Below are 24,417 nucleotides of genomic sequence, written 5' to 3'. Positions count from 1 at the left end.
GAAGTATGCCTCCTAAAATGGGGCGAAGCTATTAGGCTTCGCTTAATATGAACAGAAAAACCCTCTACCCGGCACCGTTGTGCAGCAGCGGGTCGAGAGTTTGATCATCGAACTTAGACTTTTCTATTTTAAAGCAATGTGGTGGACAAAAGCAATCCTCAAACTTGCTGAATTGTGAAAATTTCGTTATGATTCAAGCATCATTAGCAACAATTTACGACATTGGAGGTCTTTATTCATGACGAAATGGCAGGATGTGACACCGCAATTTTTGCTTGAACTGCTAGGGAATGGACAAGTAGAAGCAAGTCAAATCATAGATGTAAGAGAAGAGTTTGAATGGGAGTTTTATCATTTGGAGACATCAAAATTAATTCCAATGAACACGATTCCTGTACGTCTGAATGAGCTTGACGACACGCTGCCTATTTATATCATCTGCGCACATGGCGTACGAAGTGTAGCGGTTTGCAATTACTTAGAAGAAAAAGGCTACAGCAGCCTTCACAACGTTACCGGTGGGATGGCGGCTATAGCCTCTTTACAAGGGTTTCAATATGATTAACAAAGGAATTGGAATTTAATTTGTTTCAGGGTAGAAAAAAGGCAGCTGCGGTAGAAGTGCCTGTTGATAAAGCCTTGATTTGCTCTCATTGAAGTCACCTGAACGAACGGCTTCCGTATTAATCAACAAATCAACAACAGCAGATACGGAATGCAATTTTAACTTAGTTGCTTGTCCAGATTGGACAAGCTCATCTACTCGACTTGTTAAATCCTGCGGATAATAGGCAGTAAGTTTTTTGCGAGTCATTAACTGATCAGCCATTACTTTGTTTTTTATTGTAATGTTAAAGTTTTTCCATGCTGACAGTTCCAGCAGAGCTGGAGCCTTGTATTCTGATGGAATATCAAGATCTACCGTTGCTGACCATTTCAGCATAGCGGAGTAATATTGCTGCTGAGCGTTTAGTGCAAATTGAGCGGCAGAGAGATAGGTTTTATCTTGTTCGACATTTTTCATCAATTCATTAAAGGATAATTTCTTTGCACTAGCCGCTGCGTTGACAGCAGCTTCATTAAATAGTTTAAGACTTCGTATGTAACTAACCTGAGCTTCTCCGAGCAGTGGAGATTTTTGCATATCAATCGAGCTTGCTTCATCTGCTTTGGCACTAGCAAGTCTTGCCAAATCTTTAAACATAGAAGTTGCTTCAAATGACTTTCCTTGCGATAATTTGTTCATAGCTGCGAACCATTCGTTTTGAAATTCACGATAAGGCAGAAATACAGTATGATAGAACGATACCAAGTCTTGTTGCTGGTAAGGGGTTGCTGAAGCGGTTGTTGTTTTTGCGTCATCTGCTTCATTCACATAGCGGGCTTTAGTCTTTTCAGTGCCAATTTGAATGCCATAGAAAAAGGCTCCAACTGTACAAATAAGTAGAAATACAAATCCAACACTGAATAACATTGCGGTTGTCGTTAATTTTTTTTCCATCTCTATCTCTATCTCCTTCTATGTAAAAAAATAATTCTGTCGATTTGTTCTACCAGTATAGGTGAAAAGGTCGAAAAAGAAAATATGAACGTTCCAGACAGGCGGGAAGCTATGAAGAAATTTGATATTCGCAATATTCGCATTCGAAAGGTGTCCGTTGATGAGCTAGATGACCGCATGCTGTTAATCAATTTATATGCTACGCAAGCATTTACTTTTATTATCGGTTTAATATGGGTTTTATTTCAGCATCAAAATGTGATTGCTTTATTTACGCCTCCAAAGGAGCTTGCTTTTGTTTATTGGGGTGCAGGCTTAGCAGCAGCAGTTATCATAGTTGACCTGCTTATTTCGCGCTTTGTTCCAGAAGAAGCAAGCGATGATGGCGGAGTAAATGATCGTATTTTTCGGACGCGGAAGGTTTGGCATATTGCAGTTATTTCCTTAGTTGTGGCTATTTGTGAGGAATTGCTCTTTCGCGGGGCGATTCAGCATGCCATAGGTCCCTATTGGACAAGCATAATTTTTGCTACTATTCATGTAAGGTATTTAAAACATTGGATTCCCACCGGACTCGTATTTTCGATTAGCTATGGCTTAGGCTGGATTTATATGGAATCAGGTACGATTTGGGCACCAATTATTGCACACTTTTTGATCGATTTCATCATGGGTTTAATTATAAGATTCAGGAGGGAGTCATGAGCAGGAAAGAAAAGTTTGGAAATTCGAGAGCTTCAGCACAGCATGAAGAGACGGCAGAGCCGTCCATCATCGGAACGGATTCCAATCAGGGAGAAGCTCTGCCTCCTCGGCGAAAGAAACATCCTACACAAATGAATAAGGTTACAAAGTTTTATTATAATTTATTGTTCCTGTTGTTTGTAAGTTTAGTTGGTGGACTTTTTTGGTATGGCTTAAAATTTAGCGAGTGACCTCAATGGTGGCTGGATCGATGAATCCGTAGCCTTTGTTTTCAAGTGAGGTGAGCAACTCATCAAGAGCATCGGCAGTCCATTGAAGCTCATGCATAAGTATGTTGGCGCCGGGATGCAGCTGCTCCAGCACATTTTTAATGACAACCTCAGGCTTGTTTTTGGCTGTTTTATCCCAATCAAGGGAACCATTTGACCACGTCATGTAAAGCATGCCGTGGTTTTTTGCAATTTCCTTGACCGTATCACCGCCAGATCCGTACGGAGGGCGGAAAAACAATGGTTTTTTATCTATTAAAGCTTCGACATCTGTTTGAACATCGCCGATTTGCTGTTCAACGACTTCTTTAGCTTCTTTTTTCAAATCGTTATGATCCCAAGAGTGGTTGCCGATTGTTTGTCCGCGTTCATCAATGAGCTTCAACAAATTGGGATTTTTTTTCACCCGATAACCATTTACGAAAAAAATCGCTTTAGCCTTATGTTTATCAAGAGTATCAAGCATGCTGGTTAAGACGGTTTCATCTTTTGGCCCATCATCGAAAGTAAGCAAAACAACCTTGCTTGATATACTCTCCTCAATCGGTACGAAGCGATAGGCTTCGCTCATTCGATATAGTGCTGTTATGCTGGTTTCCTGCTCACTCGAAGCGGTTGGTGTAGGTTCCTCACTCGTTACGGCTGTCTCATCGTTTATTGCATTGTTTGAGCTTTGTGAAGTCTCGGGTACGGCTGCTGTCTCAGTGGCTTCAGTTGAAGACTGCAGGCTCTCGTTTTGCTGCTGCGCACTGCAGGCCGTTAGAAGCGACCCGAGAAGCAGAATGATTATAGGCAGGTTACGCTTCATGATGCTTGCCCTCCATAATTTTGATGTAAATGCTGCTGAAACGACATCATTGTATCATATTTGCCTAATCGAAGGATAAGGATGATTTCCTTATTTTATATGGAATGGCGCTTCTGCTTGTCGGTCAAACTAACAACTGAATACGCAAGATGAATTAGGAAAGAGGTGTTCGAGATCATGAGGTTAAGTGGCTTTTTAGTCGGTGGAATAATTGGCGCAGCAGCAACGGTATATCTCTCGCGCAGAAAGCCTGGAGCAGTATCATGGGCAGCACATGCGTTTTCTGACGTTTGTTCCAATGTTGCACGCAATTCTGTTGCGAAAATGATGAGTAAATCTGTGAAGGAAAATGCGTCTGCGCTTTCCCCAAAGCATTCAGACGATACCGCCGTAAAATCCGAAGCCGCTTGGGGACAAATTGAGGCTATCGTAAACAGCGATCCCTCATTGAAGAAGGAAGCGGACAAGATCAAAGCGGAATCGTCAGCCTTTTCCCACTAAGTAAAGCAGCAAGCATGCAGAATCGTAGGGACGCAAAGCAGAAATGCAATGCGATCAAACGATTCTTTTTTTCGTTCATTATTAGTGCAATCAGTGAAAAGACATGATAAAGTAGTTACATAGCATGATTTGGTCAATTTGATCACATCTTACTTAGAAATTCATACGCTATTACAACAGATGCTGCAGAGGAGGATCCTGTCATGAAAATCGAACGACTGAGCCAGGATAAGATTCGAATTTTCCTGACGTTCGACGACCTGCTGGAACGGGGGATCCAGAAGGACGACATGTGGCGCGAAATTCCAAAAGTACACGAACTATTCAGTGAAATGATGGATCAAGCATATAGTGAACTTGGATTCGATGCCAGCGGCCCATTAGCGGTCGAAGTGTTTGCCCTCCCCGCTCAAGGTATGGTAGTGATTGTCACCCGTGGCAAAATGAACAGTCATGCAGGCGATAGGCCAACTGAAGATGACGACACGGAAGACGAAATATACGAGATGGAAGTGACGCTTGAGCAAAGCGATATTGTGATGTACTCTTTCCGCGATTTTGAGGATGTTATATCGGTTTGCAAGCAATTGCTAAGCTCTACGCTTACGGAAGACGGACGATTGTACTCCTATCATGGCAAATATATATTAGCGCTGGAACCTGCTCTTATCGAGGCTTCCAGGCATAACGCTGTTATTGCATTGCTCGCTGAGTATGGTGAAGCAACATCGGTAACCTATGCCATGCTGGAAGAGTACGGAAAAGTGATTATACCCGAAACAGCGGTAAGGGAAATATGTAATCATTTTAGTTTTTAATCAAATGTACACGGATAGAGCATCTGCAGGCTGATTTTGTCTGTACGATGCTCTTCTTGCATGTAGCATGTCATAATAATGGAATATACGAAGGAAAAGGCGCTCATATTAGATATAGACAAAGGCGGTGAATGGAATGAGTGATAAAGAAGCAAACGATGTGTTGCATTCTACTCAGATTGTTATTGAAGAAGCGCTGCGCAGGCTTGGCTATGATCAGGATATGATTGATTTATTGAAGGAGCCCATGAGGCTTCTGACCGTCCGTATTCCAGTTCGGATGGATGATGGCAAAACAAAAGTGTTTACGGGTTATCGAGCACAGCATAATGATGCGGTAGGACCTACAAAAGGCGGTGTGCGTTTTCATCCAGCCGTCACTGAAAACGAGGTTAAGGCTTTGTCCATTTGGATGAGTCTAAAATGTGGAATTGCTGATCTGCCCTATGGCGGTGGTAAAGGCGGCGTTATTTGCGATCCAAGAACGATGTCTTTCCGAGAAATTGAGAATTTAAGCCGAGGGTATGTGCGGGCCATCAGCCAAATCGTAGGACCAAGCAAAGATATTCCTGCGCCTGATGTGATGACTAATTCACAGATTATGGCTTGGATGATGGACGAGTATAGCCGCATTCGTGAATTTGATTCTCCAGGCTTTATAACAGGGAAGCCGCTTGTGCTTGGCGGATCCAAAGGAAGAGAGACAGCTACAGCCAGAGGGGTCGTTATGATGATCCATGAGGCTTTGAACATGAAAAATATAGACATTAAAGATGCGCGAATCGTCATTCAAGGCTTTGGTAATGCTGGAAGTTATCTTGCCAAATTCATGCATGAGGCCGGTGCGCGCGTGATTGGTATTTCCGATGTGAACGCGGCGTTGTATAATAAAGAAGGGCTCGATATAGAATATTTGCTCGATCGTCGAGATTCCTTTGGCAATGTAACGAACTTGTTTACGAACACAATAACGAATGCTGAGCTGCTCGAGCTCGATTGTGATGTGCTTGTGCCTGCGGCAATCGAGAATCAAATAACGGAACAAAATGCCCATCTCATTAAAGCAACCATCGTAGTAGAAGCAGCGAATGGCCCAACTACGCTGGAAGCTACGCGAATCCTGTCGGACAAAGGCATTTTGCTTATTCCGGATGTGCTCGCTAGCAGCGGTGGCGTCATCGTGTCCTATTTTGAATGGGTGCAAAATAATCAAGGCTATTATTGGGATGAACAAGAAGTGGATGATAAGCTGAAGCTTATGATGATAAGGGGCTTCAACCAAGTGTATGAAATACACCGCACCCGTAAGGTCGATATGCGTCTTGCTGCTTATATGGCCGGTGTACGCAAAATGGCTGAAGCTGTACGCTATCGTGGCTGGGTGTAAGAAAGTAGGGGAAGAATGCTGTTGTTTTCCGTTTTGACTGCGGCTGTTGCGCCAGGCGTTTCGCTGCTTACTTATTTATATTTGAGAGATCGTTATGAAGCGGAGCCTATCCACATGGTAGCAAGAATGTTTGTGCTAGGCATTCTTGTCGTTGTACCGATCATGGTTATTCAGCGGGGACTTCAGCTTTGGCTTGGCGATCACTCGCTCATATTTGCCTTTGGAGAATCCGCAGGCGTAGAAGAGTTCGTAAAATGGTTCGTACTGTATCATGTCATATACAACCATACCGAATTTGACGAGCCTTATGACGGAATCGTTTATGCATCAGCCATTTCGCTTGGCTTCGCAACCTTAGAAAATGTTTTGTATGCCATTTACTCGCCTGCTACGTTCGGCACGCTTCTTGTGAGGGCGCTGCTTCCCGTTTCTGGCCATGCCTTGTTCGGTATAATGATGGGCTACTATTTAGGGAAAGCGAAGTTTGCTCCAAAAAACAAAACCGTCTATTTCTTAGGCATTTCACTTTTGCTGCCAGTGCTTCTACATGGTACTTACGATTGGATCATGATTACGTTGCGCACAAATTGGATGTATTTTATTATTCCGTTTATGATCGTGCTTTGGATATGGGGCTTGCGCAAAATGAGTCATGCGAATGCACGGTCGCCCTTTCGATTTATGGTCCGTGAAGATGAGATTAAACTGTAGTCGATCCGTCCATACTTACATTATATTGTAATGCCTGAAATGATGGCGTTCGAATAATGGCTGAGGAGGGTCTTATGGAGGCTGCAAGAATAAAGGTAACGATTAGATGCAATCTATGCGGAGAAAAATTTGTGCTTCGCGGACGAAGAGAAAAAGATTCGATTGATACTGGCTTTAAGCAATGCATTTGCAACAATGCAAATGATCTGGAAATTGAAGAGCATAGCGTATTTTAGGGAAATACATGCAGCAATGACAAATAAATAGATGGATGCATAAAGCTCCCTTGGGCAAACCAAACTAAAACCAGGTTTTGCACAAGAAAGGAGCTTTTGTATTATGTACCGTCGACTCAGTTCAATTCTATTTCCCATTATGACCGTGCTGTTTATCGGCGCTGCCTACTGGGGTTATCAAGAGCAACAAGAGAAAAACGCAGTTTTGATAAAGGCAGAAAATCAATATCAACGAGCGTTCCACGATTTGACTAACCATGTTGAGCAGCTGCATCAGCAATTAGGCAACACGCTAGCTGTTAACTCCACCTCACAAGCCTTTCATCGCAAAGGGCTTGTCAATGTATGGCGTTTAACGAGCCAAGCGCAAAATGAGATCAACCAGCTTCCTGTATCGATGCTTCCTTTCAATGAAGCAGAAGACTTCCTGTCGCGCATTGCAAACTTTGCATACAAGACATCTGTTCGCGACTTGACGAAGCAGCCGCTTTCGCCTGATGAATTCAAGACGCTTAAGACGCTCTATACAAATTCACAGGAAATATCGAAGGATTTGTCAAAGATGCAGAAGGATGTGTTGAACAACCGTCTGCGCTGGATGGACGCTGAAATCGCAGCTGCCAAAAACGCAAGTGACCCCAACATTATCATTGATGGCTTTAGATCGGTAGAAAAGAAGGTAAGTGAATATCCAGAAATCAATTGGGGCCCTTCCGTTAGCAGCATGTATCAGAAGCGTACGATTAAAATGCTTGGCGGAAACATGGTGACCGCTGAAGAAATTAAAAAAGAAGCGGCTAAGTTTACTGATGTTCCTAATGCTGACATCCGTGTTGTTGAAAATGCGAAGGGAACTGAATATGCTTCGTTCTCAGCAACGGTGAAAGAAGGCAAGGACAGTACGCTTCAAATGGATTTTACGGAAAAAGGCGGCCAGCTTCTCTACTTTTTGAATTCTCGTGATATTGGAGAAGCGAAAGTGACTTTTGAAGAGGCAAAAGCATCGGCTGATTCCTTCTTGAAGAAACACGGATTTAAGAATATGAAAGCTATTAGCTACGACAAGTATGAAAATACAGGTGCATTTACTTATGTAGGCACGCAGAACGGGGTACTTATTTACCCTGATAAATTGACCTTGAAGGTTGCTCTTGATAAAGGGCAGACCGTAGGCTTGCAAGCTAATGATTATGTGTATCAACATCACACTCGCAAGATACCTAGTCCAACGATTACAAAAGCTGAGGCAAGGAAGGCGCTAAATCCGGAGATGAAGGTGCAAACAGAGCAAATGGCGATCATCTTCAACGATTTAGGCAAAGAGGCTCTTTGCTATGAGTATACGGGTAATATGAACGGTTCGATTTATCGCGTATATATCAATGCAGAAACCGGAACGGAAGAATCGATTGAGGAAATGTCTCACGCAGATTCTAAGGCAGCTTCTGACAAATAACGATATGGCTCCCCTCAAATCGACGTGTTATAATGACATGTAAATGGGGGGAGTCAATTTGTTGCCAAAAGTGAACCAAATGCTTTACTATCAGATCGCATCGTCAGACGAAGAGGAAGCAGCGATTGAATACAAGTCCCGTATTGCCGATGAGCAAGAGGACGGCTTACTAATAGAAGTTCCAATCAGCGAGAAATCAGGAAGGTACAAGCGCCTTTTTTTAGGAGATGAGCTTTCTGTTTATTTTGTATCAGAGGATGGCATAAAAAATTATTTCGATTCACATGTCCTTGGATTCAAAGAGGATGGCGTTGTTAAACTCATAAAAATTCGCAGGCCTGAACTAGATCGCATTACTAAAGTTCAAAGACGCAGCTTCTTGCGCGTATCAGCTGAACTTGAGATTGCAGTTAAGATGTCAAGCAACATCCGGTTTGTCTGTGAAACCGATGATGTTGGCGGTGGCGGAATCTCCTTTATTTGTGATGGAAAATGGCAGATCGCACCTGAACAAGTACTAGAGTGCTGGTTGCTAGTTCCATTTAAGAACGGGACTATTGAACATGCTTTTTTCCGTGGGGAAGTCGTACGAGTTGTCCAGCTTGAATCCGGAAGGAAGCAGGCTATGATTAAATATGTGAGCATCAATGATTCAGAGCGGCAAAAGGTTATCAGGTACTGCTTTGAGAAGCAGCTGGAATATCGCAATCGCTGAATAACATTCGTTTAATATGGAAAACTACCCAGAAAGAGGAAGGGGTTGTCCATATGACACGAAATCTGTTACATAAAAAAACAAACCGCAAAAAAATGATTAAACTAACGGATGAAGTAAGCAGCGTATTGAAGAAAATCATCATTACGCTCGTTATTTTACTCGTATGCTCACAAGCAGCATTGCAAAATGATACGGTTAGATATTGGCTGACGGGTGTGGATCAGTGGGAAGGAACCCATATGAACTGACGCTCAGCTTTTGCATCTGCGTATATAGTGTGGTATAATTTTCACGTTCGCAGGCAAAGCCTGCTTTTTTCTTGAGAGGTTTGCGTCGCATTCTTACATGCATTCGGCCAGCCGTCTCTACTAAAAGGGGGTTGACCTTAGGTGGTGCATCACGAAGGTGACAGCGACCGTATGAACATTGCAATTGACGGGCCGGCAGGCGCGGGCAAGAGCACGGTTGCACGGAAAGTCGCCGAGCAGCTTGGCTATGTGTATATCGATACAGGCTCTATGTATCGCGCAGTAACACTAAGCGCCCAGCGAGCAGAAGTAAAGGTGGACCAGACAGCCAAACTTGCTGAACTAGTAAAAGCATTAGAGATTGAGCTTGAACCTGGTGAACATGGCCAGTCGGTATTTGTGAATGGTGAAAATGTAACCGCATTGATTCGCTCGCGCGAAGTGACGCTTCAAGTGTCTCATATTGCTGCGAATGAAACGGTACGTGAAGTTCTTGGCGACTTGCAGCGCAAGCTTGCAGAGCGTAAAGGCGTTGTAATGGATGGCCGTGATATTGGTTCACATGTGCTGCCAAATGCGGAACTGAAAATTTTTCTGACTGCATCCGTTAAGGAACGGGCACTTCGCCGTTACCGTGAAATAGTGGACACTCAAACCATTTCGCTTGCCCAATTGGAAGCGGAGATCGCAGAACGTGATCGTTTGGACGAGCAACGTGACATCTCACCGCTCATATGTGCGGAGGATGCTATTGTACTCGACAGCACCGCCATGACAATTGATGAAGTAATTCATGCAATTGTGAAATTAAGCCGAACCAAATTGGCGGAGGCGAAGTAAACTATGTCATATCTTATTTTTAGGTTTCTCCTGCGTGTTATTTACACGGTGTTATTTCGATTAGAAGCTAGAGGCACGGAAAATATTCCAGCCGACGGACCAGTTGTCCTCGCTTCGAATCATTTGAGTAACTTTGATCCGCCTACGGTTGGAGTCAAGGTGAAACGCAAGGTTTATTTTATGGCGAAAGAGGAATTATTTAAAGTTCCCGTATTTGGGCCTCTTATTCGTTCGTTTGGCGCGTTTCCAGTCAAACGCGGCGGTGTGAGCAAGGACGCTATCAAGTCTGCGATCACGTTGCTGAAAGAAGGCAATGTCATGGGTATTTTCCCGGAGGGCTCTCGCAACAATCAATCTGGAGCAGCCAAGAAGGGTGCAGCCATGATTGCTGTTCGCAGCGGCGCAGCAGTCGTTCCTGTTGCCATTGTCGGTAAATATAGACCATTCAGCAAAATAATCGTTTGTTACGGCAAGCCTATTGATCTTACTGCAATTATTGAAGAATCATCGCCTGATATGCTTGAGCAAGTAACAGACGCCATTATGGCTCGCATTCGCGAGTTAGCTGCAAACAATCGTTAATTTATGTTTTAAATGCTGCTTTCGCTCTAGGCGCTTGCGGATTTAAATAAAGTTGGGGTTAGAACTGAGGAGGTTATTTCAATGTCAGAAGAAACTAATGTGCAAGAATCCGTGGCGGAAGAAGTAAGCCAAGACGCTTTGGATAATTTCGTGTCTTTGAAAAAAGGCGATTCCGTTAAAGGTACGATCGTCAAAATCGAAGATAACCAAGCTTATGTAAGCCTTGGATATAAATATGACGGTGTTATTCCGGTTCGTGAGCTTTCTGCAGTGCAGATTGAAAACGCAGCGGATGCTGTTCAAATCGGTCAAGAGGTTGAGCTTAAAGTTGTAAGCATCGACGACGAGAAAGAAAAGCTTGTTCTTTCAAAACGTCAAGTTGACGGCGAAAAAGCATGGGATGTTCTTGAAAAACGTTTTGAGAGCGGCGAAGTATTTGAAGTTGCTGTTGCTGACGTTGTAAAAGGCGGCCTTGTTGCTGACGTAGGCGTTCGCGGATTTATTCCGGCATCGATGGTTGAGCGTCATTTCGTTGAAGATTTCGCAGGTTACAAAGGCCGTACGCTTCGCGTTAAGATCAAAGAAATCGATCGTGAGAACAACAAAGTGATCTTGTCTCAAAAAGAAGTACTTGACGCTGAATTCGAATCAAGCAAAAAGCAAGTTATTGCTGCGCTTGAAGTAGGTCAAGAACTTGATGGTACAGTTCAACGTCTTACACCATTCGGCGCTTTTGTTGATATCGGTGGCATTGACGGCCTAGTTCACGTATCCGAGTTGTCATGGCAGCATGTTGCACATCCGAAGGATGTTGTTTCTGAAGGTCAAACGGTACGCGTTAAAGTACTTAAAGTTGATCCAGCTGCTGGAAAAATCAGCCTTAGCTTGAAAGCCGCTCAACCAGGTCCTTGGGATTCTGCTGGTGGTCAATTTGCAATTGGCGATATCGTAACTGGTACTGTTCGCCGCCTAGTTCCATTCGGCGCTTTCGTTGAAATCGCTCCAGGCGTTGAAGGTCTTGTTCACATCTCGCAAATCGCGCACCGTCACATTGCTACACCTAACGAAGTTCTTCAAGAAGGCCAAGAAGTTCAAGCGAAAGTTCTTGACTTTAACCCTGCTGAAAAACGCGTTAGCCTAAGCATCAAAGAAACAGAAGAAGCGCCTGAGCAACCAGCTCCTAGCGCTAGACCTGATCGTGCACCACGTTCACCAAAAATCGAGAAAATCGATAACCCGAATGTAAGCTTGAGCAATGAGAGCATGAGCTACTCACTTGCAGAGCGTTTCGGCGACAAGCTTAAAAACCTTAAATAATATTTATTATATCAATCAAAAACGCCTTCAGCGTCCTCTGGATGCTGAGGCAGCTTTGACGGAGAAATGTAAGATAAGTAGAAGCAAATGATATACTTTCTTATATTTACAAAAAGGAGCTATTTCTGCGAAAACTCGCAGGAATAGCTCCTTTTTTTTGGTGCATAATAGGGGGTACAAGAGGTGAGATAACGTTGAATCCCGGATATATGTCGATTTGGATTATGATTATTATGTTTATCCTTATTACGACAGGCTGGAAGCCGTTTATAGCTCCCGATATCAGCCGTCGTATGTTGTCGCTTCTTAGCATTGTATTAATCGCACTGATGGGTGTTTCGTTTTGGTGGAAGCCGTTACAAGGCCATATTCAGGTCGAGCTCCAAATGAGTGTTTGTCTTCTATTGCTGTTAGGCATACTCGCATTTAAGAAAGCCGAGGATTGGAGTTATCTAGGGTACTTAATATTGTGCACAATAATGATTGCTGTCATATGGGGGTTCATCCGCAAAATGTATAGCTTTGATCCTGTTTTTCATTGGATTGATCCGAGCTGGGATGCTCCTTTGCTTTGTGGAATTTTTTGCGGCGCGTTTACCTCGCATGTAAAACATCAATTTGGGATGATCGTTTGGGGAGCGGTGCTTGGCGAAACGTTAAACACTGCCCTTCAATTAGGAGCACACACCGCACATATTGGCAATTTAGCTTGGTGGGACAGTTTTTGGATTGCGCTGGCTACAGCGATGACTTGCAGTTTGCTGCTAAAATCGGTTCGATTAGTGTTTTCCAAGCTCAGCGTAATACTTTGGCATATAAAGGGAGGGCGTCCATCCTAATGCAGCATTTTCTCGTTGAAAACAAATATTTGGTCGGTGTCCTCCTTGGGATTGCTTTTGGGCTTATCTCTCGCTTGCTCATGCTTAGGACGGATTATCGCCAGTATCCAACTTATCCTCATGGTCGAATCATCCACATATCATTAGGCGTAATTGCAGCGGCATTAGGAGCTGTTGCTGTGCCGGCGCTATTTAACAAAGATTACACTGCAATTACTTTCCTAACTTTAGCTGCTCAGCAATTTAGAGATGTGCGAAAAATGGAACGCGAAACGTTGACGAAAATCGACAGTATGGAGCTGGTAGGACGCGGTTCGACATATATTGAAGGAATCGCCATGGTATTTGAAGGGCGAAATTACTTAGTTATTATGACGGCATTGCTTACAAGTCTATTTGGGATATTAGTAAATATATGGGTGGGGATGATAGCGGGAGTTATCTCGCTCTTAGTCGTCGAGAAGCTGAAATCAGGCAAAGCTGTCTCCCATATTGCAAAGGTGCAAGCCGCGAAGGTTCGAGTGGATGGACCGGACTTGTTTGTTGATAACGTTTATATTATGAACGTAGGTTTGAAGAGCAACCAAGAAATCATTGCAGCGCGTGGCATGGGGTTTATTTTGACTCCCTTCAACTCAAATGGAAAAGTTACTTTAAGCAATCTTGGTCAACGGCAAGCTATTCTTTACGATTTGGCTACGATTTTAGGGGTATATCGCGATGATGGAGAGCCTGCTTTAATACCTATGGCGAAGCTGGATATGAAGGATGGACGATTGGCTGTATTTATATTGCCACAGGAGTTGGATGCAGATAAAGGGAAAGCAGTTATCATGCGAGTGCCGATTTTGGAATCTGCTGTTCGCATGCCGACAGAAGCATCTGTGAACAAGAAAGGGGCGGAGGGAAATGGCTGAAATCTTAGCTGTGGTATCCATTCATGCAGATGCGGTTAGTGGCGGAGCGCCGATTTTTATTGCAGAAAATGTAGATAAATTGGAAGAAACCTCGTTTCTGCTCGAGAAGATTTTGGATGCGAGTGCGCATGATTTAAAGAACGGTACAATCATACTGGTCAATCACCGATAATATGAAAAGTTAGCCAAGAACGCACTTTTTTGCTATGATGGATAGCGTGAGTATTTTTGAAGGAGTGGAAAACAAACATGGCAAGACCCGTTATCGCTATTGTCGGTCGTCCGAATGTGGGGAAATCCACGATTTTTAATCGGGTCATCGGCGACCGTCTAGCAATTGTTGAGGATAAACCGGGCGTCACTCGTGACAGGCTTTATGGCACCGGAGAATGGAATGGAAAACCGTTCAGCATTATTGATACTGGCGGTATTGAAATCGATGGCGAAGATGAAATTATGAAATCTGTGCGTATGCAGGCTGAACTCGCAATTGAAGAAGCAGATGTAATTATCTTTATGGCGGATGCGAAAACAGGCTTGACGCATGCGGATGATGAAGTTGCTCAAATGCTATTCCGTTCGGGCAAGCCCGTTGTGCTTGCAGTTAATAAAGTTGATAATCATGGCCGCATGGATGAAGTTTATGAGTTTTATGGACTTGGCTTTGGTGAACCAATCGCAATTTCCGGCTCGCATGGACTAGGTATCGGTGATTTACTTGATGCTGCTGTCGCTTTGCTTCCGGATCTAACCGATGATGGCTACGATGAGGATGTCATCCGTGTTGCATTAATCGGCCGTCCTAACGTTGGGAAATCATCTCTAGTGAATGCACTGCTTGGCGAAGACCGTGTAATTGTAAGCAATGTAGCGGGTACGACTCGTGACGCCATTGATACACCTTTCGAGCGTGATGGGCAGCGTTATGTGCTCATTGATACAGCCGGCATGCGTAAACGCGGCAAAGTGTATGAATCCACAGAGAAGTACAGCGTAATGCGTGCGATGAAAGCGATTGAACGCGCAGATGTTGTTCTAGTGCTGATTAACGGTGAAGAAGGCATCATCGAGCAGGACAAGCATATTGCTGGTTATGCTCATGAAGCAGGAAAAGCATCGATATTTGTTGTGAACAAGTGGGATGTCATCGAAAAAGATGAGAAGACCATGCAAAACTTCTCGCAAAATATTCGTGATCATTTCTTGTTCATGTCTTATGCACCGATCGTTTATTTATCAGCATTAACCAAAACGCGTTTGCATAAGCTGTTGCCTGTTGTGAAGCATGTTTCTGAACAGCATGCAATGCGCATTCAGACTCATCTTCTTAATGACGTCGTTTCGGATGCAGTAGCGATTAATCCGCCGCCATCCGACAAAGGCAAGCGTCTACGCATCAACTATGTTACGCAAGTAGCGATCAAACCTCCGACGATTGTTGTTTTTGTCAATGATCCGGAAATTATGCATTTCTCGTATGAGCGCTATTTGGAAAATAAAATTCGTGCTGCATTTAATTTTGAAGGGACTCCTATACGCATATTCTCGCGTCGTAAGTCCGAAGAAGATTAGGGGAGAAGTAGCTTGTTATACGGAGTAATCGCGGTTGCTTTAAGCTATTTGTTAGGCTCAATTTCATTTAGCATCGTTATTGCAAAATGGGTGAAAGGTATCGATATACGTCAGCACGGCAGTGGAAACGCTGGTGCTACGAATACACTCAGGGTGCTCGGCAAAGGGCCGGGCTTACTGGTGTTTTTACTCGATATCGGCAAAGGGGTAGCAGCTGTATTTATTGGCCGCGCTCTTAGTGAAAACGACTGGATTCCAGTTTTGTGCGGATTAGCCGCAATCATAGGCCATAACTGGCCGATTTGGTTCCGCTTTAAAGGAGGCAAAGGCATTGCAACGACTGTAGGTGTCATTGCGACCCTTGCTTTCGTGCCTGCACTTTGTGCAGGAGCCATTGCCATTGCGACAATTGCTTTGACCAGATACGTATCGCTTGGCTCATTATTGTTTGCTGCTTTAACGCCATTATTTATTACTTTGTTCTATTATTCGGTTCCTTTACTTTGTGCAAGTCTTCTGATATGTATTTTTGCATTCGTACGCCATCGGTCGAATATTGTAAAGCTGTTTCAAGGAACAGAAAACAAGTTAGGTGCAAAGAAAGGGTAGTGAGCGTCGCATGACAAAGCAGGATTCATCAACAATGAAAAATGCGGCAGTGCTGGTTGCTGGAAGTTGGGGCACTGCTCTTGCTTCTGTACTCGCGAGAAATGGCTATCATGTAAAGCTATGGACACGCAGTACGGAACAAGCGGAGAACATTAACCTCAGCCATGAGAATAGCAAGTTTTTGCCTGGTGTACAGCTTCCTGAGCTAATCCATGCAACTACGGACTTAAAGGATGCACTGCAGGATGCTGAGCTCGCTTTGTTCGTTGCGCCTTCTGGTGCAATGCGCGAGGTAGCTAAGCAAGCGGCACCGTTTCTATCGGATAAGACACTTGTTGTTCATGCAACAAAGGGCTTTGAAACGGATACTTTGAAGCGGATGACGACTGTACTTTCGGAAGAGCTTGGTCGACCGATGGAACAGCTTGTTGTTTTATCAGGACCAAGCCATGCTGAAGAGGTTATTTTGAAGCAGCCTACTACAGTAGTTGTTGCTTCAACTGATTTGAAAGCAGCTGAGCAAGCCCAGGATGCGCTCATGAATACGCATTTCCGAGTGTATACCAATCCGGATGTCGTTGGTGTGGAAGTGGCTGGAGCCATCAAAAACATTATTGCATTAGGTGCAGGCTTGACGGATGGGCTTCAGTTTGGCGACAATGCCAAGGCTGCTTTATTAACTCGGGGCCTAGCGGAGATCAGCAGGCTTGGAACGGCAATGGGGGCGAATCCGCTCACTTTTGCTGGATTAGCTGGCGTAGGCGATCTTGTCGTTACTTGCACAAGCAAGCACAGTCGAAATTGGCGTGCTGGCTACATGCTTGCAGATGGCACACCTCTAGATGATGTGCTCACTCGGATGGGAATGGTCGTAGAAGGTGTTCGTACGACGCGTGCGGCTTACAGTTTAGCCAAAGAGTACGATGTTGAGATGCCGATTACGTTTCAGTTATATGAGGTATTGTTCGCGAACAAAGCGCCTAGGACTGCTGTTGAGCATTTGATGGGCAGGCTGCGGACGCATGAGATCGAAGAGTTAGGCTAAGGACCAGCGCCTACACCAATCTTCTTGCCTTCTCATATGATGCATGGAGCAATACACATGCGCATGCTGGAGGTGTAGAGTATGGCGAGGGATTTCTCCAAGGACATTCTTAATTCGATCAATAAAAAGACGGGCAAAGGAATTTCCGAGAGCTCAGTCAAAAAGCTTGCCAGCGGAGTTACAGCACAGACGATGACTGACGAAGCTGAGCTTCGCAAGCTGATTAAGCAAGTGTCGGAAGTGGCTAAGGTCAAGGTTACGGAATCTACGATTAATGATATCGTAAGAGCTGTCAAAGCCAGCGGCATGAGCGCCAGCAATATGGAAGCAATCATGAAAATGATGATAAAAAAATAAAAAATTGCGGCAAAAGCGTGGAGCGCCCCGAATATTTTATTCGGCAAAGTGTTCTGTCAGCTTTTGTCCTTTTTTTTGTGCGATGTTATAATGGGTGAGAATTCATTATGATATAGATTAGGAGAATGGAATTTCTATGGATGCTATGACAAAAATGTGGGTTTCGCTATTCGGCATTGGAATGATGGCGATTGCGGCCCTTTTAATTACGTTTGCTCGTTTGAAAACGAAAGGCGCAGTGAAATTTATTCTTTCGTTAATTGCATTTATTGTTCTAATTATTGGTTTTGTATGCGGACTTATATCCATTATTTAGTTCTTATTACATAGGGGACGGTCGTTCACTAACAAAAGGGAGTTTTTGACATACAATGATTGAATTAAAGGGTAGAACCAAAACAGCTGTTGTAAAAGCAGAAGAAGGCTTGTCGCTGCTTGATCATGCACTTAAGCATGAGATTGATTGGAGCTTCTCTTGTGCGAGAGGAACCTGTGCCCGTTGCCGCTGCTTGGTAACCGAAGGCATGGAGCATCTTGAAGGCATTACGGACGAGGAGTGGGACCGCCTTGAGCCGGAGGAGTTTGAGGAAGGTTACCGGCTCGGCTGCCAGGCCATCGTCAAAAGTGCAGATGCGAAAATCGCAGCAGCCAACAAGCCTTATTTTTAATGCATAAGCTACTGATGAAGGAAGTGCCAGCGATGTCAGAAAATGAACGCATTCATAAAGCGCTGGCTGCCGTTAAAAAAGCGACAGAATCATGTCAGGCGCAGTGGATTATTGGCGGAAGCGCCAGTCTAATGCTTCGAGGACTTGAACTTTCAAACGATCCGCGTGATTTGGACATTTATTGTGATGAAGAGAATGTACAAGAAATTTATGATGCTCTTGAGCCTTTTGCCCAGGATCAACCAACATTAAGCGTGACAGAGATGTATCGATCAACGCTCAGCCATTTTATTATACAAGGAATACAGGTAGAGCTCGTCGGCGGGTTCGAGGTGAGTGCTCAAGGCAGTAAGTATGAGACGATGGTTAATAAATTACTGATGCCTTTCTCAGAGCAAGTGCTGTTAAACGATGCTAATTATTCAGTAGCGATCGTTCCGCTTGCGCATGAGCTGTGGTTTAATTTCTTGCGAGATCGGATGGATCGCGTTGATTTAATCGTTCAAGCGATTGCAAAAGCACCTGCTCAGCATGAGGGTGCATTCCTTGCGATTGAAACTAACAATACATTCACCGCTGAGGCAAGGCGTACTCTTCATCAGCTGTTGTCTTATCGAAAGGGCGGTGGCTTGTCATGGATGGAGTAGTTACTTTTTGGCCATCGGGCAAGAGCATTAAGGTGAAGCCGGGCACAACGCTGTTAGACGCTGCTAGACGTGCGAATATACCGATTCGCACACGTTGCGGGGGCAAAGCTGCTTGCTTCATGTGCAAGGTCACTGTGAGGCCGGGAAGCCAGCTGCAGCCGATTGGTGATGTGGAGAGAAACAAACTGTCTGGATTAGACGGAAATCATGAACGTTTATCATGCCAAGCTAGAGTAGCTGGAAAAGTGGATGTGGAAATTCCTTTAGATCCGCTGCGAGCGGCAGTTGTAAGGCAGCTCGCAAGGCAAGCAGAGGAAAACGATGATTTATGGTAGGCTGAACGACGAAGCAGGTTTGCTTCGCAAACCTAAGCATATCCTTACGAAGCAGGTTTGCTTCGCAAACCTAAGCATATCCTTACGAAGCAGGTTTGCTTCGCAAACCATTAGGAGGTTACAAAAAAATGAATGGATTATTTATGGGAAGGCTGCCCCGTTACATACGCCAGTTCGCAGCATTCTCTGCTTTGATTGTTTTGCTATTTGCTTTATCGGGCTGCATGTATCCGAAAAGTCAAATGAAGCAAAACCAAGTTGCTCCGAAAGAAGCTGTTCGCAATGTTCAGGCGGCGATTGATCAATATCAGTCCGAAACGGGCATGCTGCCCATGAAAAACAGTACCGCTGACACACCGAAGTATGAGAAATTTTATATTGATTTTGGAGTGCTAAATCGGACAGGCTATATGTCGGATATACCTTCTTCTGCTTTTGAAAAAGGCGGCAATTACAGCTACCTTATTATTGATGAAGAGAGTAAGCCTAGAGTGAAGCTGCTTGATATTTTGGCATTTCAAAAAATTAATGATATTCAGAGCTGGGTAACTTCTTATATCCAAACAAACAGTGTCCTTCCAAAGGGCGAGGAAACATACCCAGGGTTTTATCAAATCGATTACAAAGCAATGAGCAAAACAGCCCCAACGATTCGAAGCGTGTTTTCAGGACAAACGATTCAAGCAATCGTGGATGAGAATGGGGTAGTATTTTCCGATTATGGGATAGATATCATGCAATACATACAAAAGAGTGGAAAAAATGATTTTGAGGCAGATTTTGATTTGCGTACATTGCTCGTCGATGGATCAGACTTTGTCCCTGTCAAAGCTCCGGTCTATCACTTTGTAAATAATGAGCCGCAAGCTGTAAAACCTTAACTTCATGCACATTCCTCAATAAGCTAGTTCCAAACCTCTCCTTGACTATCGTCTCGGAGAGGTTTTTTTGGCTGTTTGGGTCATAGATTTGCTTATTTTCTCATATAACTCAATCTTGGAAGGGAAGCCCCGCAGAGGAACAAAAAAAGATTTCATTGAAGGAATCGTCATAATCGGAAAGCTTGCACATAAGATGTTACTAGTCCAAAAAGCATGTACGAGTTGCGTCGCTGGCCTGCCCTATTGACCGGTGGATGGCGGCGAACCGGAAAAATCAATTGGGAGGGGATATTCAGTGGAGAAAGTAGATATTTTCAAGGACATAGCCGAAAGAACCGGCGGGGATATTTACCTCGGAGTTGTCGGGGCTGTCCGGACGGGCAAATCAACGTTTATTAAACGGTTTATGGAGACGGTTGTACTTCCGAACATTGCGAACGAATCAGACCGTGCGAGAGCCGTGGACGAACTTCCTCAAAGCGCCGCAGGTAAGACGATTATGACAACAGAGCCTAAATTTGTTCCGAATCAAGCGGTGCAGCTCAGAGTTACCGATGGACTTGAGGTAAACATGAGACTCGTCGATTGTGTTGGATATGCGGTTGAAGGCGCGAAGGGCTATGAGGATGAAAATGGTCCACGAATGATTACAACTCCTTGGTTCGATGAGCCGATCCCGTTCCAGGAAGCGGCTGAGATCGGGACGCGTAAAGTAATCCAAGAGCATTCTACACTCGGTGTTGTTGTTACGACAGACGGCTCTATCGCAGAAATTCCGCGCAGCTCCTATGTTGTAGCAGAAGAGCGTGTTATAAACGAGCTGAAAGAAGTCGGCAAGCCATTTGTCCTCATCATCAACTCCACTCGTCCTAAGGGTGAAGAGGCGCTGCAACTGCGAAACGAGCTGCAAGCTAAATATGACATTCCAGTAATGACGCTTAGCGTAGCTACGATGGGTGAGGAAGAAGTCATCTCGGTATTGCGTGAAGTGCTCTATGAATTCCCTGTCCATGAGGTAAATGTTAATTTACCAAGCTGGGTCATGGTGCTTAATGATCGGCACTGGCTGCGCAGCAACTATGAGAGCTCCGTTCGCGATACGGTTAAAGATATTCGCCGGCTGCGCGATGTGGACCGAGTAGTAACCCAGTTCATGGAATATGACTTCATCGCCAAAGCTGGACTAAGCGGCATGAATATGGGGCAGGGCGTAGCAGAAATCGACTTGTACGCGCCAGATGAGCTGTATGACCGTATTTTGATGGAAGTAGTCGGCGTTGAGATTCGCGGCAAAGACCACTTGCTTCAGTTGATGCAAGAGTTCTCTCATGCCAAGAGGGAATATGACCGTTTTGCAGAAGCGCTGGAAATGGTCAAGACAACTGGATACGGCATTGCAGCACCGACACTTGCGGAAATGGCACTCGACGAGCCGGAGTTAATCCGCCAAGGTTCACGCTTTGGGGTTAGACTGAAGGCAACAGCACCATCCATCCATATGATCCGCGTCGACGTGGAATCGGAATTTGCTCCGATTATCGGCACGGAGAAGCAAAGCGAAGAGCTTGTAAGATACTTAATGCAAGACTTTGAGAATGATCCAATCAAGATTTGGGAGTCTGATATATTCGGTCGTTCCCTGCATTCGATTGTGAGAGAAGGCATTCAGGGCAAAATTGCAATGATGCCGGATAATGCCCGCTACAAGCTGCAGGAAACGCTCGGACGTATTATCAACGAGGGCTCCGGGGGATTGATTGCTATCATTCTGTAGTTGATCGATACTAGTATTCGAATAAGCCGCTGCCGTAAAGGGAGCGGTTTTATTTGTTTTGCAGGAAATGCAGGTTGGCACTTGAAATTGGCAAACGGCTGTATTACTATAGGTTTGTTCGGTTAAAAGGTATATTTTTGAAGTTTTCCGTTAATAAGAGGGATAAGATGAGAGTTTATATGCTTACACCAAAAAAAAGTACACAAAGCACTTTGGAGGAGGTGAAACAATGAACAAAACAGATTTGATTACAAAAGTAGCTGAATTGACTGATCTTTCGAAGAAAGATGCAACGAAAGCAGTTGATGCTGTTTTTGATGCGATATCCGATGCGCTGCAAAGCGGGGATAAAGTCCAATTGGTTGGGTTTGGTAATTTCGAAGTTCGCGAGCGCCAAGCACGTAAAGGCCGCAATCCGCAAACTGGAGATCCTATTGAGATCGCAGCAAGCAAAACGCCTGCATTCAAACCAGGAAAATCACTCAAGGACCTCGTATCCAATTAAGCATACTCCAGCTTAACTGCATTGACGCCGATGTTTGGCGGCAAGCATCCATATGCCACGGAATATAAGCTTGATGTTACTGCTTATAATTCGGTCTAATTTCGCTCGAACGGGATACCGTTCGGGCGTTATTTGTTTATTTGCATGATAGAATGGATTGCACAAACGTTACACATCCACTATAATTCACATGGATAGTATGGAATTACGGATGCGGAGGGATAACGATGGAGCCTACACATGGCGAGTACATTGTCGTAAAGGCAAAAGATCAAGGCGTTCAAGTCATCGGATTAACACGCGGGCTTGACACAAAATTTCATCATACGGAAAAGTTGGATAAGAACGAAATTTTAATTTGCCAATTTACCGATCATACTTCAGCTATAAAAATTCGAGGTAAAGCGGTCGTGATGACGAAATACGGTACGATGGAAACCGATCAGTAACAACGAATGTGCAAAGCAGGCTATGCCTGCTTTTTTTTGCCTGCCGGCAGTCCGAATAATCATCCTGCACCGCTCGTACAATGAGAGATGGGACTTTATATTCATGCGGATCGAGTGAATTTAAAGGTTAAGGTGATAAGTTTATATTCGGAGGTGCAGAGTGAACATCGGAAAACCACTTCTAACAGCTTGTGTGACTGCGATAGCAGCTACATTATTATTTACATGGCTTCCTCATGCAGGATGGCAGCATTCGGCAAACCGCGGCGACGTGGCTGTTTTTCGCACGACGCCGGTCGTAAGGCTCTCCAATAACAATTTGGTAGATGTGCTCATTGCAACTCAGCTTCATGAGCGGTTGAATAAAGCGGAATGGAATAACGGCGTTTTATCGATCGATATGCGGGTAAGCACCATTGAAGGCCGGCCGGCAATTTGGTTCTCGGATGTTGAGAAGCTTATTCGTGTCTCTTTTATGCAGCTAGAGAATGTGAAGCGTATTCTGATTCGGATCATTGAGGCGCAATCAGAAGGCGATGCTCTGCTTGCTGCTGTTGATGTGCGGAAAACCGACGATTGGCTTATTACGGAGCTGGATCATCTTGTACAAGCGGATCCTGTGCATGATGAGCTGTGGAGAAAGAGGCTAAGAGTTAGCTTTACATCGGCCTGGGAAAAACGTTTTGGACCAGTATCGGGATTTACTGTAAAGCCTTCCTCCATTTCGCAGCAATAAAGGTGATGTATATTGCAATTTGTTGAACAAGCAGGCTCAATCATATGTTCTTTAGATTAAGTTGTGCTATAATAGTTTAGATTATTGAGCGGCGATTTGCGCTTCTCTGTTCGGAGGCTTCCCCAATGAGAACATACCGTATACCTGAAATAGCTCAAAAATATGTGAAATATGACATGATCGAGGAGCATACGTCTCTTCCTGACTTAGCGAATGCAAGGCTTCGCTTGCTACACGCCTTCCTGAGCCAGCAAGCGTCGCTACAGACCCACAGTGAGCTCTACACGCTCGTCGTATCTCTCGTTCAGCTAGGAATGGATACGCATGATTTAATCGACACACACCAAGAGCAGCGCTCTGAGCCGGAGATGCGTTCAAGGCAGCTTAAGGTGCTGGCAGGGGACTACTTTAGCGCAACTTTTTATCAATTGCTCTCGCAAGCCGGCGAAATTGAGATGGTTTCCAAAATCAGCAGCGCGGTTAGTGAGGTCAACAGACTAAAAGTTAATCTTTACGTTCGAATGAGGCAGCTTAAGATGACCTCAGAAGAATACTTAGGTCTTGCGGTTCAGCTTAAGAGCACGTTGTTCCAGATTTTCACAGAGGTGCTGGAGGGCGAGCTTTCTCGCGTCTGGCCAGGGATTCTGGATGGCATTAGCCGGTGCGAGGTTATAGTTGATGAAATCAAGCGCTGCGAGAACCCAGCTACGTTCGATAAAAGCTGGTCCTATTGGCATATCTTGCAAGCGGGGTCAGAAGATGAGCGCATGCAGCTCTCTCAGCGTATGTATGAACCTGCATTTATTAACAGTTTAGTGGAAAAATATAAGGTGCGCAGCCAGCTTATAGCGAAGCTGAAGGTCTCAGCAGATTCAGTGAAGGTTTTGGCTGGCAAGCTGGAATCGGACAAGTTGCTTGGAGAATTGACGACTATCGTCGATAATCTATTTAACGAAAAAACCGATTACACGCCTGCACTCAATTAG

At 44.4% G+C, this 24,417-nt stretch carries 32 protein-coding genes and 1 pseudogene; 31 read left to right on the top strand and 2 right to left on the bottom strand.

What is annotated here, in order from left to right:
• Positions 1-238: 238 nt before the first annotated feature.
• Positions 239-565 carry a rhodanese-like domain-containing protein gene (locus ACIFSR_RS14060; protein WP_339203303.1) on the top strand — a complete coding sequence of 109 codons (327 nt, stop codon included), beginning with the start codon at positions 239-241 and terminating at the stop codon, positions 563-565.
• 15 nt (positions 566-580) lie between these two features.
• Here the strand turns inward: ACIFSR_RS14060 and ACIFSR_RS14055 are convergent, their stop codons facing one another.
• The gene (locus tag ACIFSR_RS14055) at positions 581-1,501 is read right to left on the bottom strand and encodes a hypothetical protein (RefSeq protein WP_430057898.1); all 921 of its coding nucleotides are present in this window, start codon (positions 1,499-1,501) and stop codon (positions 581-583) included.
• Between the two features lie 111 nt (positions 1,502-1,612).
• Here ACIFSR_RS14055 and ACIFSR_RS14050 point away from each other — a divergent pair, with 111 nt between their 5' ends.
• Both ACIFSR_RS14050 and ACIFSR_RS14045 read left to right on the top strand, forming a co-directional pair.
• Positions 1,613-2,206, top strand: a complete 594-nt coding sequence (locus ACIFSR_RS14050; RefSeq protein ID WP_339203301.1) for a CPBP family intramembrane glutamic endopeptidase — start codon at positions 1,613-1,615, stop codon at positions 2,204-2,206.
• Positions 2,203-2,436: a hypothetical protein gene (locus ACIFSR_RS14045; protein WP_076271370.1), complete on the top strand. Its 234-nt coding sequence runs from the start codon at positions 2,203-2,205 to the stop codon at positions 2,434-2,436. The genes ACIFSR_RS14050 and ACIFSR_RS14045 overlap by 4 nt, the downstream gene beginning before the upstream one ends.
• Here ACIFSR_RS14045 and ACIFSR_RS14040 read toward each other — a convergent pair.
• Positions 2,426-3,283, bottom strand: a complete 858-nt coding sequence (locus ACIFSR_RS14040) for a polysaccharide deacetylase family protein (protein ID WP_430057896.1) — start codon at positions 3,281-3,283, stop codon at positions 2,426-2,428. The genes ACIFSR_RS14045 and ACIFSR_RS14040 overlap by 11 nt on opposite strands.
• A 177-nt stretch (positions 3,284-3,460) precedes the next feature.
• On the opposite strand from ACIFSR_RS14040, the gene ACIFSR_RS14035 reads away from it, so the two are divergent.
• The 28 genes and pseudogenes from ACIFSR_RS14035 to ACIFSR_RS13900 all read left to right on the top strand — a co-directional run bounded on the left by ACIFSR_RS14035 (position 3,461) and on the right by ACIFSR_RS13900 (position 24,417).
• Positions 3,461-3,784 carry a hypothetical protein gene (locus tag ACIFSR_RS14035; RefSeq protein ID WP_339203298.1) on the top strand — a complete coding sequence of 108 codons (324 nt, stop codon included), beginning with the start codon at positions 3,461-3,463 and terminating at the stop codon, positions 3,782-3,784.
• Positions 3,785-3,987: 203 nt separating this feature from the next.
• On the top strand, positions 3,988-4,602 hold the full coding sequence (locus ACIFSR_RS14030) for a genetic competence negative regulator (RefSeq protein WP_339203296.1): 615 nt from the start codon (positions 3,988-3,990) through the stop codon (positions 4,600-4,602).
• Positions 4,603-4,738: 136 nt separating this feature from the next.
• Complete coding sequence (locus tag ACIFSR_RS14025; RefSeq protein ID WP_076271366.1) at positions 4,739-5,989, top strand: Glu/Leu/Phe/Val family dehydrogenase; 1,251 nt, start codon at positions 4,739-4,741, stop codon at positions 5,987-5,989.
• Between the two features lie 15 nt (positions 5,990-6,004).
• Complete coding sequence (prsW, locus tag ACIFSR_RS14020) at positions 6,005-6,700, top strand: glutamic-type intramembrane protease PrsW (RefSeq protein WP_076271365.1); 696 nt, start codon at positions 6,005-6,007, stop codon at positions 6,698-6,700.
• A 74-nt stretch (positions 6,701-6,774) separates the two neighbouring features.
• Entirely contained in the window at positions 6,775-6,936 is a 162-nt protein-coding gene (locus ACIFSR_RS14015) for a hypothetical protein (RefSeq protein ID WP_179089937.1), read from the top strand.
• A 103-nt stretch (positions 6,937-7,039) separates the two neighbouring features.
• Positions 7,040-8,392, top strand: a complete 1,353-nt coding sequence (ypeB, locus tag ACIFSR_RS14010; RefSeq protein ID WP_430057895.1) for a germination protein YpeB — start codon at positions 7,040-7,042, stop codon at positions 8,390-8,392.
• A gap of 58 nt (positions 8,393-8,450) precedes the next feature.
• Positions 8,451-9,107 carry a flagellar brake protein gene (locus ACIFSR_RS14005; protein WP_076271363.1) on the top strand — a complete coding sequence of 219 codons (657 nt, stop codon included), beginning with the start codon at positions 8,451-8,453 and terminating at the stop codon, positions 9,105-9,107.
• A gap of 53 nt (positions 9,108-9,160) precedes the next feature.
• Positions 9,161-9,358, top strand: a complete 198-nt coding sequence (locus tag ACIFSR_RS14000; RefSeq protein ID WP_076271362.1) for a hypothetical protein — start codon at positions 9,161-9,163, stop codon at positions 9,356-9,358.
• Positions 9,359-9,529: 171 nt separating this feature from the next.
• Positions 9,530-10,198 carry a (d)CMP kinase gene (cmk, locus tag ACIFSR_RS13995; protein ID WP_339209675.1) on the top strand — a complete coding sequence of 223 codons (669 nt, stop codon included), beginning with the start codon at positions 9,530-9,532 and terminating at the stop codon, positions 10,196-10,198.
• Positions 10,199-10,201: 3 nt separating this feature from the next.
• Positions 10,202-10,780 (top strand): lysophospholipid acyltransferase family protein, encoded by a 579-nt coding sequence (locus ACIFSR_RS13990; RefSeq protein WP_339203291.1) that lies wholly within the window; start codon positions 10,202-10,204, stop codon positions 10,778-10,780.
• 81 nt (positions 10,781-10,861) lie between these two features.
• Positions 10,862-12,097 (top strand): 30S ribosomal protein S1, encoded by a 1,236-nt coding sequence (rpsA, locus tag ACIFSR_RS13985; RefSeq protein WP_339203290.1) that lies wholly within the window; start codon positions 10,862-10,864, stop codon positions 12,095-12,097.
• Positions 12,098-12,291: 194 nt separating this feature from the next.
• The gene (locus tag ACIFSR_RS13980; protein ID WP_430057893.1) at positions 12,292-12,936 is read left to right on the top strand and encodes a YphA family membrane protein; all 645 of its coding nucleotides are present in this window, start codon (positions 12,292-12,294) and stop codon (positions 12,934-12,936) included.
• Entirely contained in the window at positions 12,936-13,853 is a 918-nt protein-coding gene (locus ACIFSR_RS13975; protein WP_430057891.1) for a YIEGIA family protein, read from the top strand. The genes ACIFSR_RS13980 and ACIFSR_RS13975 overlap by 1 nt, the downstream gene beginning before the upstream one ends.
• Positions 13,846-14,025: a capping complex subunit for YIEGIA gene (locus tag ACIFSR_RS13970; RefSeq protein WP_076271357.1), complete on the top strand. Its 180-nt coding sequence runs from the start codon at positions 13,846-13,848 to the stop codon at positions 14,023-14,025. Before ACIFSR_RS13975 ends, ACIFSR_RS13970 begins: the two co-directional genes overlap by 8 nt.
• A gap of 77 nt (positions 14,026-14,102) precedes the next feature.
• Positions 14,103-15,425 carry a ribosome biogenesis GTPase Der gene (der, locus tag ACIFSR_RS13965; RefSeq protein ID WP_076271356.1) on the top strand — a complete coding sequence of 441 codons (1,323 nt, stop codon included), beginning with the start codon at positions 14,103-14,105 and terminating at the stop codon, positions 15,423-15,425.
• Between the two features lie 12 nt (positions 15,426-15,437).
• Entirely contained in the window at positions 15,438-16,034 is a 597-nt protein-coding gene (gene plsY / locus ACIFSR_RS13960; RefSeq protein ID WP_076271355.1) for a glycerol-3-phosphate 1-O-acyltransferase PlsY, read from the top strand.
• 34 nt (positions 16,035-16,068) lie between these two features.
• Positions 16,069-17,079 carry an NAD(P)H-dependent glycerol-3-phosphate dehydrogenase gene (locus ACIFSR_RS13955; RefSeq protein ID WP_430057889.1) on the top strand — a complete coding sequence of 337 codons (1,011 nt, stop codon included), beginning with the start codon at positions 16,069-16,071 and terminating at the stop codon, positions 17,077-17,079.
• 81 nt (positions 17,080-17,160) lie between these two features.
• Positions 17,161-17,436, top strand: a complete 276-nt coding sequence (locus tag ACIFSR_RS13950) for a stage VI sporulation protein F (protein ID WP_076271354.1) — start codon at positions 17,161-17,163, stop codon at positions 17,434-17,436.
• A gap of 136 nt (positions 17,437-17,572) precedes the next feature.
• Positions 17,573-17,752, top strand: coding sequence for a DUF2768 family protein (locus tag ACIFSR_RS13945; RefSeq protein ID WP_076271353.1), 180 nt, complete (start codon positions 17,573-17,575; stop codon positions 17,750-17,752).
• Positions 17,753-17,807: 55 nt separating this feature from the next.
• Positions 17,808-18,104, top strand: a complete 297-nt coding sequence (locus ACIFSR_RS13940) for a 2Fe-2S iron-sulfur cluster-binding protein (RefSeq protein WP_076271352.1) — start codon at positions 17,808-17,810, stop codon at positions 18,102-18,104.
• 32 nt (positions 18,105-18,136) lie between these two features.
• Positions 18,137-18,751 carry a nucleotidyltransferase domain-containing protein gene (locus ACIFSR_RS13935; protein ID WP_430057887.1) on the top strand — a complete coding sequence of 205 codons (615 nt, stop codon included), beginning with the start codon at positions 18,137-18,139 and terminating at the stop codon, positions 18,749-18,751.
• Entirely contained in the window at positions 18,739-19,086 is a 348-nt protein-coding gene (locus tag ACIFSR_RS13930) for a 2Fe-2S iron-sulfur cluster-binding protein (RefSeq protein ID WP_339203281.1), read from the top strand. The genes ACIFSR_RS13935 and ACIFSR_RS13930 overlap by 13 nt, the downstream gene beginning before the upstream one ends.
• 128 nt (positions 19,087-19,214) lie before the next feature.
• Positions 19,215-19,967: a hypothetical protein gene (locus ACIFSR_RS13925; RefSeq protein ID WP_339203279.1), complete on the top strand. Its 753-nt coding sequence runs from the start codon at positions 19,215-19,217 to the stop codon at positions 19,965-19,967.
• Between the two features lie 295 nt (positions 19,968-20,262).
• Positions 20,263-21,741, top strand: coding sequence for a stage IV sporulation protein A (gene spoIVA / locus ACIFSR_RS13920; protein WP_076271348.1), 1,479 nt, complete (start codon positions 20,263-20,265; stop codon positions 21,739-21,741).
• A 205-nt stretch (positions 21,742-21,946) separates the two neighbouring features.
• A pseudogene (locus tag ACIFSR_RS13915) lies at positions 21,947-22,246 on the top strand (HU family DNA-binding protein); the annotation flags it as partial.
• A 227-nt stretch (positions 22,247-22,473) separates the two neighbouring features.
• Entirely contained in the window at positions 22,474-22,695 is a 222-nt protein-coding gene (gene mtrB / locus ACIFSR_RS13910) for a trp RNA-binding attenuation protein MtrB (protein ID WP_054024369.1), read from the top strand.
• 160 nt (positions 22,696-22,855) lie between these two features.
• Complete coding sequence (locus ACIFSR_RS13905; RefSeq protein ID WP_430057885.1) at positions 22,856-23,431, top strand: hypothetical protein; 576 nt, start codon at positions 22,856-22,858, stop codon at positions 23,429-23,431.
• A 125-nt stretch (positions 23,432-23,556) separates the two neighbouring features.
• Entirely contained in the window at positions 23,557-24,417 is an 861-nt protein-coding gene (locus ACIFSR_RS13900; RefSeq protein ID WP_430057883.1) for a heptaprenyl diphosphate synthase component 1, read from the top strand.

It is taken from the genome of Paenibacillus sp. NRS-1760 (genome assembly GCF_050467785.1).
Lineage (GTDB): Bacteria > Bacillota > Bacilli > Paenibacillales > Paenibacillaceae > Pristimantibacillus.
This window is presented reverse-complemented; position numbering and strand designations above follow the sequence as displayed.